The organism is Lactobacillus sp. ESL1191 (genome assembly GCF_058504435.1).
Genome location: NZ_CP196365.1, coordinates 1,258,967 through 1,271,805 on the forward strand (window position 1 = coordinate 1,258,967; position 12,839 = coordinate 1,271,805).

A 12,839-nucleotide genomic window follows, 5' to 3' on the forward strand; every position below is an offset into this window, starting at 1 on the left:
ATTTTTCCTCCATTATACTTTTGCTTCTGTTCTAGCAGCGCGCTGAGCCTGCCTTTTTTCATGATCTTCAACAAAGTTATCCAGCAAATCATATACTTCTTGTGCAGTCCAAACTTCGTTTATTTTAGCACGGGTCCGCGCCGAGCGGGGAATTCCCTTTAAGTAATAGGCCGCTTGTTGCCGAAATTCTGGCACGGCGATTTTTTCGCCCTTCAGTTCAACTAGGCCGCGTAGCTGGTGTTCAGCAGTTGCAACCCGCTCACGCACGCTCTGCGGTGGTAACTTTTCACCAGTTTCCAGGTAGTGCACCATATCTTTTAAAATCCACGGGTTACCTAAAGCGGCGCGTCCGACCATAACAGCAGTGCAGCCGATTTCCTTCAGGGCTTTTTCAGCCAGTTCAGGCGTAGCCACATCACCATTAGCCACAAACGGCACGTCAAGCACCTGAGCAACATCATGCAGTGTTTCCCAATCTGCTACTCCCTGATACATCTGCTTGCGCGTTCTGCCATGCATTGCAATCATCGCTGCTCCCGCCTCTTGAACAGCTAAGGCATTTTCGACGGCAAAGATATGTTTACGATCCCAACCTATCCGCATTTTTACGGAAACTGGCTTAGACACATTTTGTACAACCTTGTGCACCATCTGGTAGATCTTATTGGCATCAAGCAACCACTTAGAGCCAGCATCCGTCTTAGTGATTTTCGGAACTGGACAGCCCAGATTGATATCAATAATATCAGCTGCCGTGTGCTGGTCGATGTACTGCGCTGCTTCTAGCAGCGTTTCTTCTGATCCGCCAAAAATCTGAATACTCATTGGGTGCTCACGCGGATCAACTTTCATCATTGACATTGTCTTCTTATTGCGATAAATAATTCCATGATCGGAAATCATTTCGCACACTACCAACCCAGCACCAAATTCTTTGCAAATTAACCGAAAAGCCGAGTTTGACACCCCAGCCATCGGGGCCACAACAACTCGGTTAGGTATGGTTATATCGCGAATCTTCCAGCTATTATCCACCAAATCATCCTCTCATTCCTTTAATATCATAACAAAAGGGACCAGATAAGCAAAATATCAAGCTACCAAGTAGATCAAATTACTTTTCAAGCAAAAATTTGCCAGGAGCGATCCGATTATAGTAGCGCAAAAAGGCCTTCTTGCTAGAATCGTCAACTGCCAGATGGATTACGCCAGCATTTTGCACTTCACCAATGGCCGCAATGCTTGGTACCTGCAGAATTTTTTGAACCAATGCCCGTGAAGCTGTCCCATGAAAAACAAGCATCACAGACTCATCCACATGCTTTTGCACAAGGTCTTGCCAGAAGTCTTGCAAGCGTGCACCTAGGTGTTCATAGCTTTCGCCAGTGGAATATTCACTATAATTTTCAGTAAAATAGCCCAGTTCATCAAAAACCTGAGGATAATTGGCGTTAATTTCGGCAATCGATTTACCGTCCCAGTTACCATAATCCATTTCTTTCAAACGATCATCAAAGATAATCTGGTGCCTGCCTTGGTCAACTATTTCAGCGGTCTCCTGGGCGCGCGCCAGCGGACTTGCATATACATGGTCAATCTTACTAGTATCAAAACTGTCACGTAAAGTCTCAGCCTGCTTAATTCCGGTTTGATTTAAGGGCAAGTTGGTTCCTGAACCATTAATCGCATCGGTCTTATTGGTATCAGTCTGACCATGACGCACAATATACACATTTAGCATTAATTACACTCCTTATTTACTAATTCAACTTCCTAATTATAGCAAAGTTGGTTGTTGCCGCCCACCTGACCTTGGGGCTAAAAAGCTCTGCTACATGTTTTCTGGCAGGCGAACGACCTCATCCTAATACTGGAGTTCAGCCGTTCGGTGCACAATGCTGATAACAGTTGTTTGTGGCAAATACTTGACAATCATCTTGTAAAGCTGGTCAATTGATTTTTCATCCAAGTTACTCGTGATTTCTTCTAGCAGTAAGACCTCTGGTTGCATCACAATTGCCCGTAAAAAAAGAATCTTTTGTTCCTCAACGCATGAAATTTTGGTTTTGAAATCACCTGGGGTTTTACTGGTCAGCTCATTAACCGAGCTAATTAAGGTGTCTAACCCAAGTTCATTATCCTTCCTTATTGATATCAGCCACTTAGCCTAGTTGCTAGACCGGTTAGTCAAGATAGTTGCGAGCTCTTGTTCAGAAAAGTTGTACTTCTTTCCACAAAAGTTGCAGGTTAGTTCAGCACCATGATCTTCTTTGATCATCTCTTCCAGTTGCTGCGTTTTGATTGTTGCTAAGATTTTACCATACTTTTCTTTGGAACAATCACACTGATAAGCAACCGATTCCTTAGCTAAAATCTTGCAATCTGTCCCCAAGATTTTGACTGCTAGCTGTTCGGGAGTCATTCCATCCAAAAAAGAAGTCGAAAGAACCGGCAACTCGTTAATCCGTTCAATTGTCTTAGTAATCAAACTGTCGCTAGCTCCCGGCAGAGCCTGTAACATAAAGCCACCGGCTGCACCAATCGTATTATTAGGATTAACAAAGACTGACAATCCCACCGCTGATGGAATCTGTTCAGACTTAGTCAAGTAGTAAGCCACATCTTCTGCAATTTCGCCTGAAATAATCGGGACTTGCCCCGTATATGGCTCTTTCAGGCCAAGATCTTTAGTTACCTCGAGCCACCCCTTACCGACTGCCGTTTTTACATCAATATGGCCGTTTGCTTTTGCTGGTAAGGCAATATGAGGATTTTTTACGTAGCCCTTAACTGCTAAATCAGACTGCGCCGTTACCACAGTCGGCCCCACCGGACCGTCACCAAGCAGACGTACAGTTAACTCCTCTTGGTCAGTTAATTCAGCACCCGCCAGTAGCACACCTGCCAGCAGCGTCCGGCCGAGCACGGCCGAGGAAGCAGACCAAGTATCATGTCTAGTCTGTGCTTCTTGGACAAGCTCTGGGGCTACAATTGTTAATAGCCGCAAATTTTTACTTTGATCAATGGCCTTAATTAAATAATCACTCATCTTATTCTCCTAAAAAAATAGAGCCTGGTTAGGCCCTATTCATTATTAAATTTACTGATCGTCATCTTGGTTAGAATCAGATTCTGTTTCACTGTGCTTAGCATCAGACTGAGCAGAAGTGGTTTTGCCGGAAGAGCTATTTGCAGATCTGTGAGGACGTGCAGGTTTTTCTGGATTTTCCGGATTATTTTCTTCGGTCTTTAGATTCTTCTCTAAAGGTGTTTCAGCCTTTTCAGCAGTAGCCGCATCCTGATCTCTAAGTTCTTGTGCTTCTACAGAATTTGCTGTAGTAGCTTTCTTCTCAGCAGCTGCCTTAGCCTCTTCATAAGTTGAAGCTTTAGACTCACTTGGATATTCTTGCTCTGCTTTTTCTGGCATCTTACCAGTTTGGTATAGCGACATAATCTGCTTTTCATCTAGAGTTTCATACTTCAGCAAGGCTTCTGCGATAATCTGATGTTTTTCACGATTATTTTCAACAATTTCAACGGCCTTGGTGTGGGCCTCGTCAAGCAATTTTTTAACGGCTTCGTCAATCTTCGCGGCAGTTGCCTCACTGTATGGCTTAAAGCCATAAGGATTGGACTCACCCTCTTTTTCGAGTTCAACCATGCCCAAGGAATCAGTCATACCATAATTTACTACCATGCTATGAGCAATCTGCGTTGCCTGCTCAAAGTCGTTAGAAGCACCAGTTGACTGGTCGCCAACCACTACTTCTTCACCGGCGCGGCCACCCATCAGACCGACAATTTGTTCCATTAACTGCTTTTTAGTTAACAAAAATTCGTCATCTTTAGGCAACATTAAGTTGTAGCCACCAGTACGCCCGTGAGGCACAATTGTCACCTTGCGAACAGTCCGTGAATCGCTTAGTACCAACCCACAGATCGAGTGACCTGCTTCGTGGAAGGCGACCCGGCGCCTTTCCTTCTTTGAAATCAAGCTGTTCTTCTTGGCTGGACCAGCGATTACCCGATCTTCAGCCTCGTCTAGGTCAGCAGCTGCAATCTTCGATCCATCACGCCGGGCTGCTAGCAAAGCCGCCTCGTTCAACAAGTTAGCTAGGTCAGCTCCAACAAATCCTGGAGTCTGACGGGCAATTTCTTTTAGATCAACGTCAGCCGCCAACGGCATATTTTTGGCATGGACCCGTAAAATCGCTTCCCGTCCCCGAACATCTGGACTACCAACTAAGACCTTTCGATCAAAGCGACCTGGACGCAGTAAAGCTGGATCTAGAACATCAGAACGGTTGGTAGCTGCAATGACGATTACACCTTCGTTACCTTGGAAACCATCCATTTCAACCAGTAATTGGTTCAGAGTTTGCTCACGTTCATCATTACCGCCACCAGCGGCATTACCACCCCGACGCCGACCAATTGCATCGATTTCATCAATAAAGATAATACTTGGTGCACTCTTTTTGGCATTAGTAAACAGGTCACGCACACGGCTGGCACCAACACCGACGAACATTTCAACGAAATCGGAACCTGAAATTGAGAAGAACGGTACATTAGCTTCACCTGCAACAGCACGCGCAAGCAATGTCTTACCAGTTCCTGGAGGGCCTTCAAGTAGAACCCCGGATGGAATCTTAGCCCCGAGCTTAGTAAACTTGGCCGGATTCTTTAAAAACTCGACAACTTCGACTAACTCCTGCTTTTCTTCTTCTTCACCAGCAACATCCGAGAAACGAACCTTGTTCTTCTTAGGATCTTCTGGCTTCACATGCGAACGGCCAAAATTCATAATGCCGCCGCCATTACCACCGCGACCACCGCCACTGCTCTGGCTAATCATCATCCAGAGCATGACGATAAAGAGCACGGTCGGAATAAGCAGTACCACGGTTGAAATCCAGTTGCCCGACTGCGACTCTCCTTGAGTGGTCATCTTAGTATCGCTTTTTTCAGCTAAACCCTGTACATCAGACACACTCGCATCATTTTGCAGCATTGTAGTTGAAAAACGTTCTACCTTAGATTGTGTCTTACCACCAAAGAAGTCAAAACTATTCTTTGACTTACTTTGACTTTCTTGTGCCTGGCGATAGCTACCTGACACAGTATAAATGCCATTGGCAGGCTGAACATTGAAATTCTTAACTTTGCCTTGGCGCAAATCTTTCACAAATTCTGAGTAGCTAATATTCTCGCTGCGGCCAGAATTATCATTTCCGCCGAGTGCCCAGTTGATTCCGCCAATTAAGACAAGGAAAACAACTATATAGAATAAGCCATTTGAAAACAGCCGATTCCGGTTATTCTTCATAAAAAACCTCCGCAAAGTCTCTAAAGGATATACGAATAAAAGTCTATCACAAATTCTACCTTTGCTCTAACATTTTAGATTTTCTTATTAATTCTCAACATATAGGTAATATTCTGCTAAACCGGCAGCGGCCTGCTGATTACGATATGTCTCTTCCACAAAGACTACTTGCTGGTCGGCATAAATCGCCAAACAGTATGGTCGCAAAGCGTTGGGTATCCCAGCTTGAGCGAACTTCTTTTTGCTTTTGACATGCTTGCCATTCTTTAACAGTAGTCTTTGTCCCTGTTCTAGCGGACCAACCTTGAAAGCCGCCGCACGCGGGGCAACAAACTGGCCCAGCAAGTGGCCGCCTACGCGGGCCTGCTTAACAAGGATGAAACGGCGCGGGCCATAGGAGAATTCGTGCCCTAATTCAATTGCAGCCGGCGCAATCGTGAAGGTTGGCCGTTGTTTAAGCAGGTAAAAGTACCCCTGATAAGTTAACAGCTCAAACCCAGTTAAATGGTCATTGACTCGGCGGTGCCAGTTCTGCCAAATAAAGTACTGCCAGTATTCGGTTTGCTGGTCAGCTGATAAATGCGCTAACGCGCTTTGAGGCAATCGCAACGCCACCGCCAGAAAACTTGTAGGCTGAGGCAAAGAGGCATAAGACTGTGCAACTTGGCTGGTCATTAAATCAACCTGCTTGCTGAAGCGCAAGGCACTCTGCGTGAGCTGAGGATTTTCCTGCTTTAGTAATGGAATAATATGATGGCGCAGTCGATTGCGCTGCGTGTCATCTTCTTGATTAGACTCATCTTCAACAAAGGGAATCTTATTCTCCCGGTCGTAATTCAGCAGATCAGTCTTAGTAACCGTCAAAAGCGGCCGCAACAATAGCTTGCCATGCATTCTGCCAACGGCTTTAAGACTGTTCATTTCACTAGGATTACCTGAGCGAATGAACTTCAGCAAAATATTCTCAACCAGGTCGTCGAGATGGTGTGCAGTCAACAAATAATCGCCACCATTTTGCTCCATTACCTGGTCTAAAAACTGATAGCGGGCCAGCCGAGCCGCTGCTTCAAGTCCAGAATCTGGGTGCAAGCGCTGGGGCCAGATGCCATCTACAACTTTGATTCCTTTATCCTGGCTATACTTAGCCAGCGTCGCGCTTTCGCAGTGCGAAGTCGGTCTCAATTGATGGTCGAAATGGGCGGCCAGCAGCTGAAAATGATACTTTTGCTTTAGCTGATTGAGCAGGTCAAGTAAGGCCATTGAATCAGGACCACCACTGGTCGCAACTACCAGCGTTTTATCTGATAGGGGGATTGCACTGCCTTTAAAAAAACCTTCAATTTGCATATTTAGTCAGTTCTTGTTCTAGTTTTTTAATTTCAACTTGAGCGCTCTCTACCGTCTGAGATAACGTCGGCAAAAAGTTCACCGCAGTTATCTGCGTAAACCGGTTAGTCGGATCGATTAGAGCCGGATCATTGACCCGCATTCTCGACAAGCCTATTTTGCCGCGATTAATCTGGCTTACCACCACGCGCAAGGTCTGACCAACTTGATATCGACGGCGCTCACGGTGCCAATTATCACCAAAGTCACTATAGTGAATCAAGCCAGATTTATTATGGGCTAACGTTAAAAAAACACCCAAATCACTAACATTGTTCACGACGCCAGTAAGACGTTGTCCAACTTGATATCTCATTAATTGTTAGTTTTTCCCTCGGGTAGATTATAGACCACCTCGTTAGGCTTGGAATATAAGAACTTAGAGCGCACTAACTTGGCAACATAATCTGGATCTTTAAGGTCATCACGCTTAGCGGACAAAGTGCGTTTTTGGTCGTTAATCTGCTTGAGTGACTGTTTAGAAGCCTGTACTTGCTCATTAATCTGGTTGGTCTGCCGTTGTGCAAAGACAATTTGGCAACCTAAAAAAATAAACAAAAGCGTAAAACCCGCGATAATACGATTACGCCGAACCCGGTGTACTTCTTTGGCTCGTTTTTCTTTTTTATTTCTTAAACGCGTCATCCGTTCTTCGGGGCTAAGCGAGTTATAGATACGTGGTCCTTTCATGATTTTTACCCTCTATTTACTAAAACAATACTGGATTTATTATAACAATGGACTTTCTAAAAGTCATTACCTATCCCGAAATTAGTCAATTAATTCATATAATTCACTGGCCTCGGCCTTTTTGGTGGTTTCACGCACTTCACAAACTCTGGCCTTAACTTGCCGAGAGCCATAGCCAACCTCAATCACATCGCCCACCTTGATTTCATAACTGGACTTAACTACCCGATCGTTCACCTTAATGCGGCCCTGATCAGCCATTTCTTTAGCGATTGGCCGGCGTTTAACTAAACGTGATACTTTTAAAAATTTATCGATTCTCATTTTTTACCTCTTTAATTATCTTTGAATAATGGCCGTCACTGCAGTCATGAAGGTCATCAATTCATTGAATAAGCTACGTGTCTGCAGTCCGGCTGGTAATTCTAACAATACCACTAACCGCTTTTGCGGCGTTAAATTGATTTTAGTTTTGAACGAGACATGTTCCAATGCCTTAAAAATATTTGGTCCGGTCAATTCCGTGGATGCCTGTACTTGAAACTCCACTTTGACTTGCTGCTTTGCCCTCACCATGGTCAGAACCTGAGCTAAATCCGCAGCAGCCTTGACCTGAGAAATAGCTAGTAAGTTTTCCACGGGCTTAGGATAATCACCAAAGCGGTCAATCAATTCATCCTGAATTTGGGCAATTTCATCTACCCCTGCTGCCTTAATTTTCTTGTAAAATTCAATCTTTTCTTCTTGGTCAGCAATGTAGCTGTTGGGAATATAGGCTTCAAGGCCCAAGTCAATTTCAGCATTACTCTTTGCCCGTCTGGGCTTACCCTGACGGTCTTTAATGGCATCAGCGAGCATTTGAGAGTAGAGGTCATAGCCAACACTATCGATGAAGCCGTGTTGTTGAGCGCCGAGCATGTTACCAGCACCGCGAATTGATAAATCGCGCATGGCAATCTTGAAGCCTGAACCCAGTTCGGTAAAGTCCCGGATTGCTTCCAGGCGCTTTTCGCCTACTTCAGTTAAAACTTTATTAGGTTGATAGAGGAAGTATGCATAAGCCAAACGCGCACTTCGGCCAATCCGGCCGCGTAGCTGATATAATTGACTTAGGCCGTAGTGGTCAGCATTTTCAACAATCATCGTATTAACGTTCGGCATGTCAATGCCCGTTTCAATGATGGCTGTTGTTACTAAGACGTCAAATTCTCGGTTTAAAAACCGGTAAAGAATGTCTTCCATCTGATTCTTACTCATCCGGCCATGGAGGCTGGCAATGCGGGCAGTAGGCAGTAGCTTTTGCAATTCAGTAACTACATCATCAATATCACCAATCCGGTTGTGCAAGTAAAAGACCTGACCAGCGCGTTTCATCTCCCGCAAGCAGGCATCCTTGATGACGCTGGGAAGCTGTTCCATTACATAAGTCTGAATGGGATAGCGATTCGCTGGCGGCGTCTCCATTACCGACAAGTCGCGCACGCCGACCATTGACATGTGTAACGTCCGCGGAATTGGCGTTGCCGTTAGAGTTAAGACGTCGATATTAGCCTTGAGCTCTTTTAGTCGCTCTTTATGTTTAACGCCAAAGCGCTGCTCTTCATCAACAATTAACAGTCCCAAGTCCTTGAACTGAACATCCTTAGACAAGAGGCGGTGAGTTCCAACCACCAGATCAAGCTCACCAAGCTCCAGCCTATGAACAATTTCTTTAGCTTCGGCGGTCGTTTGAAAGCGTGACAAAACTGCATAGTTAACCGGAAAATTTTTGAACCTGTCCACAATTGTTTCATAATGCTGCTGGGCTAAAATGGTCGTTGGCACCAAAAAAGCAACTTGCTTGCCAGCCTCGATTGCCTTGAAGGCAGCGCGCAAAGCTACCTCAGTTTTACCAAAGCCAACATCCCCAACCAGTAAGCGATCCATCGGCCGCGCTTGTTCCATATCGTGCTTAACTTCAGCGATTGACCGCAACTGGTCAGGAGTTTCTACATAAGGGAAGGCGTCTTCAAACTGGTGCTGCAATTCATCATCTGCAGCATAGGCGTAACCCTTTTCTGCTTCACGCTTGGCATACAAATCAATCAGGTCATCAGCAATATCTTCGACCTTGGATTGTACCTTATGTTTGGTTTTGGCCCACTCGCTGCCACCCAACTTGTTAACGTGTGGTCGCTTCCCCTCTGAGGCCACATACTTTTGCACCAGCTTCAACTGGTCAGCTGGTACAAACAGCTGGTCACCATGCTGGTAAGTGATGGTAATATAATCGCGCTTAAGGCCGTTATTTTCTAGTGTTTTAATCCCTTCAAAGCGACCAATACCATGATTCACATGGACAACATAGTCGCCAGGCTTGAGTTCCGTGTAACTGCGCAACCGTTGGGCATTTTCCAGCGTTTTAATCCTGCGAGTATGGTGGGTAGTTTTATTAAATAATTCGTGTTCAGTCAAGTAGACTAAGTTGTTATTAGGTAGGGTAAAGCCGCTGGCAAAAGCACCAACCATAATCTGCGTTTGGCCTTCAGTCAGTTGATCTGGCTCAACTATTGGCACTTCTAATCCAAATTCCGTCAAAGTCTGGTTAATTTGTCTTGCTCTTTTGGCATTATCAGCCTGCAAGATGACGGTCTGCCCCTTCTTTTGGTAAGAAGCCAGTTCTGTCTTCAACAAAGGCAGCTGACTAAAGAATTGTTCGGGCTGCCGCGTCGGCCAGTCAAATAACTGCCCCAACCGAATCCGACCAATACTCCGCTGAAAAAGTGAAAAGTAAATATGATGGTGCTGATCACCAGACCAAGTTTGCGAAAAGTTCGTCCGCAGTTCCTGCCCTGGAAGCATTGCACCCGTTTTGAGTTCATCATCAACAAAGCCAGCATTCTGTTGGTCAACCGTCTGCACCGCTTGATCGATTAGTGGCCAGTCATCAAGCATAACCAAACCGTCTTGCCCCAAATAATCGAGTAGAGTACTCGGTTGCGCAATTAGGTAGTCAACTAAAAAAGCATAATTTTGCGGCAGCGTTGCGTTTTGCAAGTCATCGACAACTTGGGCAAAATGCTCTTGGACTGCTTTGGCTGGAGCCGGGGCCGCTGCCATCGCCTGCGTAATTGCCGCCGCCGCGCGCTTGAAGTCGCTCTCCTGAAAAATCCGGTCTTGAGCCGCTGACACCACAACTTGGTCTAGTTCTTTTTGGCTACGCTGACTGGCTAGGTCAAACTCCTTAACCGTATCAACCTCATCGCCAAAAAATTCAATTCTGACCGGATTTTCACGGTCTAATGGGTAAATATCTAAAATATCCCCCCGCAACGCAAATTCGCCCGGTTTGGCCACCAAATTTTCCCGTTGGTAACCCGCACCAACTAGCCAGCTGGCCAGCTCAGCTAAAACATATTCAGCTCCCGGCTTTAACGCACGTTTAGTAGCTGCATAGTCTTCAGGTTGCGATAACTTGTACTGCAAGCCTTGCGGTACCGTCACCACAATCCCCTGCCGCTGACTTAACAAAAAGTTGAGTGCTTGAATGCGGCTGCTTAATTCATCCGGCGAACTGACCGCGGTCTGCGTGGCAATTGTTGTGTCTACCGGAAAGAGCTGTACACTGCCAACTGGCATCACTGCAACTAATTCACTGAAAAGTTTTTGAGCCTTATTTTCATTTTCTTCAATTAAGATCAGTGGACGGTCAAGTGTAGTCACTATTTGTTTTAAGAGCAGACTAAAAGCACCGGCATTGGCGCCCGTGATTAACGAGTTTTCAACTTTGACCGTCTTGGCAATGAAACTGGCCAGGTCACGGTCTTTAGCAATCAGCTTGGTTAAACGCATTTTAATTGTATTGATTCATCAAATCTTGGCTACTTTTTCCGGCAATAAAGTCACCAATTACGTTGCTGGCAGTATCAAAGGCCGCGTCCATCAGCTTTTGCTGGTCCTGGTCGAAGCGGGAAAGAACCCAGGAAACAACCGCTGCTGCACTAGCATTATCGGGGTGACGAATACCGATTTTAAGGCGGTTAAAGTCACTTGAGCCTAAGTCACGGATAATACTTTTGATCCCATTATGACCACCGGATTTGCCATTGGCTCGAATGCGAATTTTGCCTAGTGGCATGTCCATATCATCATGGATGATCAGGATATCCTGCGGTGCAACTTTGAAAAAACGCGCAAATTGGGCAACAGCACGCCCCGATTCATTCATATAAGTTAATGGCTCAAGCAGAATGACGGGGGTGCCGTTAATCACTTGTTTACAATACTTACCTGTGAACTTTTCGCGATCCAGCTGGATGCCATTTTCTGTTAGATACCGATCTAGCGCCATAAAACCAGTATTGTGCTTGGTACCATCGTTCTTTTTACCTGGATTGCCCAGGCCTGCTACTATTTTCATCAAATTTCCCCTTATTTTAGTCGTATTAATGATAGCACATTCAGGCCAGTTCAATTGCACCAGACTATTACACTTTGATTGCACTACTTAAAAAGACTTTTTAAAATGCCCTACTAGTGCTACACTCTAGTTAATTGACATTTTGGCTTTAATTTAACTTTAATCATAATGCACACTATGGTATAATCACTTGAATTATTTTTTGCAATGGAGGCAGTCTCATGCTGATCAAATCTTTAGTTATTAAAAAGGATTACTTAACAACGGTTAACGAACACGCTACGCTTGAAGAAGCATTAGCAATTTTAGAAGATTCGGGCTACCGCTGTGTGCCAATTTTGGACGATACCGGTACCATTTTCCGTGGTAATATCTACAAAATGCACATCTATCGCCATAAGTCCCAAGGTAAGGATATGAGCCTACCGGTCACTTACTTGTTGAAGAATGCTACTAAAACCATCAAGGTTAATTCACCATTTTTTAAAGTTTTCTTCACAATCAAAGACCTACCTTATATTACCGTTCTAGATGAGAGTGGCAAGTTTTATGGGATTCTAACTCACTCACGCCTGCTCGACATGTTATCAGCTGCCTGGAACGTAAAAAGCGGTTCTTATGTGCTGACTGTATTAACTGACAACTCACGCGGTAACTTGGTCAAGATGGCCAAGGTCATTAGTAAGTACACGGCCATTGCAGGGACAATGAGTTTGGATGGATCAAGTTCAGCAGAAAACAGTAACTTTGTGCGGCGCATCCTCTTCACCCTACCGGCGGGCGTATCACTTGAGACCTTGAAAACAATCGTCAGCAAGCTGGAACACAAGGGTTATGTGGTGGCTGAAATTGAGGACCTCCAGGCCGGCATGACCATTATGAGCGACGAAAATCCGGGTACTTATCTCAGTGAACCAGAAGATAATTAATTATCTTCAAGGCGCACAACCAAAAAGCACTGCTTATCTATTGAAGCAATGCTTTTTTTGTTATCTGCACAAGTAATTATAGTCAAGTATCTAATGACTTCCCCTC

Annotated in this window: 12 protein-coding genes; 1 reads left to right on the top strand and 11 read right to left on the bottom strand. The window is 45.0% G+C overall.

Annotated features, from left to right (window positions below; translation table 11 throughout):
- Positions 1 to 12: 12 nt before the first annotated feature.
- The 11 genes from dusB to pth all read right to left on the bottom strand — a co-directional run bounded on the left by dusB (position 13) and on the right by pth (position 11,804).
- Positions 13 to 1,035, bottom strand: coding sequence for a tRNA dihydrouridine synthase DusB (gene dusB / locus ACSYSN_RS06320; RefSeq protein ID WP_491712015.1), 1,023 nt, complete (start codon positions 1,033 to 1,035; stop codon positions 13 to 15).
- Between the two features lie 79 nt (positions 1,036 to 1,114).
- Positions 1,115 to 1,741 carry a histidine phosphatase family protein gene (locus ACSYSN_RS06325; RefSeq protein WP_491712016.1) on the bottom strand — a complete coding sequence of 209 codons (627 nt, stop codon included), beginning with the start codon at positions 1,739 to 1,741 and terminating at the stop codon, positions 1,115 to 1,117.
- 123 nt (positions 1,742 to 1,864) lie between these two features.
- On the bottom strand, positions 1,865 to 2,014 hold the full coding sequence (locus ACSYSN_RS06330) for a hypothetical protein (protein WP_491712017.1): 150 nt from the start codon (positions 2,012 to 2,014) through the stop codon (positions 1,865 to 1,867).
- A gap of 153 nt (positions 2,015 to 2,167) precedes the next feature.
- Complete coding sequence (gene hslO, locus ACSYSN_RS06335) at positions 2,168 to 3,049, bottom strand: Hsp33 family molecular chaperone HslO (RefSeq protein ID WP_491712018.1); 882 nt, start codon at positions 3,047 to 3,049, stop codon at positions 2,168 to 2,170.
- Between the two features lie 51 nt (positions 3,050 to 3,100).
- A complete protein-coding gene (ftsH, locus tag ACSYSN_RS06340; RefSeq protein WP_491712019.1) occupies positions 3,101 to 5,329 on the bottom strand; it encodes an ATP-dependent zinc metalloprotease FtsH in 2,229 nt (742 codons plus the stop codon).
- An 87-nt stretch (positions 5,330 to 5,416) separates the two neighbouring features.
- On the bottom strand, positions 5,417 to 6,676 hold the full coding sequence (gene tilS / locus ACSYSN_RS06345) for a tRNA lysidine(34) synthetase TilS (protein WP_491712020.1): 1,260 nt from the start codon (positions 6,674 to 6,676) through the stop codon (positions 5,417 to 5,419).
- Complete coding sequence (locus tag ACSYSN_RS06350) at positions 6,666 to 7,031, bottom strand: S1 RNA-binding domain-containing protein (RefSeq protein WP_491712021.1); 366 nt, start codon at positions 7,029 to 7,031, stop codon at positions 6,666 to 6,668. Before ACSYSN_RS06350 ends, tilS begins: the two co-directional genes overlap by 11 nt.
- Positions 7,031 to 7,408, bottom strand: coding sequence for an FtsB family cell division protein (locus ACSYSN_RS06355; protein ID WP_491712913.1), 378 nt, complete (start codon positions 7,406 to 7,408; stop codon positions 7,031 to 7,033). The genes ACSYSN_RS06350 and ACSYSN_RS06355 overlap by 1 nt, the downstream gene beginning before the upstream one ends.
- Before the next feature lie 78 nt (positions 7,409 to 7,486).
- On the bottom strand, positions 7,487 to 7,729 hold the full coding sequence (locus ACSYSN_RS06360; protein WP_317637174.1) for an RNA-binding S4 domain-containing protein: 243 nt from the start codon (positions 7,727 to 7,729) through the stop codon (positions 7,487 to 7,489).
- Positions 7,730 to 7,744: 15 nt separating this feature from the next.
- Positions 7,745 to 11,236 (bottom strand): transcription-repair coupling factor, encoded by a 3,492-nt coding sequence (gene mfd, locus ACSYSN_RS06365; protein ID WP_491712022.1) that lies wholly within the window; start codon positions 11,234 to 11,236, stop codon positions 7,745 to 7,747.
- Between the two features lies 1 nt (position 11,237).
- On the bottom strand, positions 11,238 to 11,804 hold the full coding sequence (gene pth / locus ACSYSN_RS06370; RefSeq protein WP_491712023.1) for an aminoacyl-tRNA hydrolase: 567 nt from the start codon (positions 11,802 to 11,804) through the stop codon (positions 11,238 to 11,240).
- Positions 11,805 to 12,025: 221 nt separating this feature from the next.
- Here pth and cbpA point away from each other — a divergent pair, with 221 nt between their 5' ends.
- The gene (cbpA, locus tag ACSYSN_RS06375; RefSeq protein ID WP_491712024.1) at positions 12,026 to 12,733 is read left to right on the top strand and encodes a cyclic di-AMP binding protein CbpA; all 708 of its coding nucleotides are present in this window, start codon (positions 12,026 to 12,028) and stop codon (positions 12,731 to 12,733) included.
- Positions 12,734 to 12,839 lie beyond the last annotated feature (106 nt).

Bases quoted from the DNA above. Each gene is read 5' to 3' on its own strand.
- ACSYSN_RS06325 (WP_491712016.1), bottom strand. From the start codon at position 1,741: ATGCTAAATGTGTATATTGTGCGTCATGGTCAGACTGATACCAATAAG.
- hslO (WP_491712018.1), bottom strand. From the start codon at position 3,049: ATGAGTGATTATTTAATTAAGGCCATTGATCAAAGTAAAAATTTGCGG.
- ftsH (WP_491712019.1), bottom strand. From the start codon at position 5,329: ATGAAGAATAACCGGAATCGGCTGTTTTCAAATGGCTTATTCTATATA.
- tilS (WP_491712020.1), bottom strand. From the start codon at position 6,676: ATGCAAATTGAAGGTTTTTTTAAAGGCAGTGCAATCCCCCTATCAGAT.
- ACSYSN_RS06350 (WP_491712021.1), bottom strand. From the start codon at position 7,031: ATGAGATATCAAGTTGGACAACGTCTTACTGGCGTCGTGAACAATGTT.
- ACSYSN_RS06360 (WP_317637174.1), bottom strand. From the start codon at position 7,729: ATGAGAATCGATAAATTTTTAAAAGTATCACGTTTAGTTAAACGCCGG.
- mfd (WP_491712022.1), bottom strand. From the start codon at position 11,236: ATGCGTTTAACCAAGCTGATTGCTAAAGACCGTGACCTGGCCAGTTTC.
- pth (WP_491712023.1), bottom strand. From the start codon at position 11,804: ATGAAAATAGTAGCAGGCCTGGGCAATCCAGGTAAAAAGAACGATGGT.
- cbpA (WP_491712024.1), top strand. From the start codon at position 12,026: ATGCTGATCAAATCTTTAGTTATTAAAAAGGATTACTTAACAACGGTT.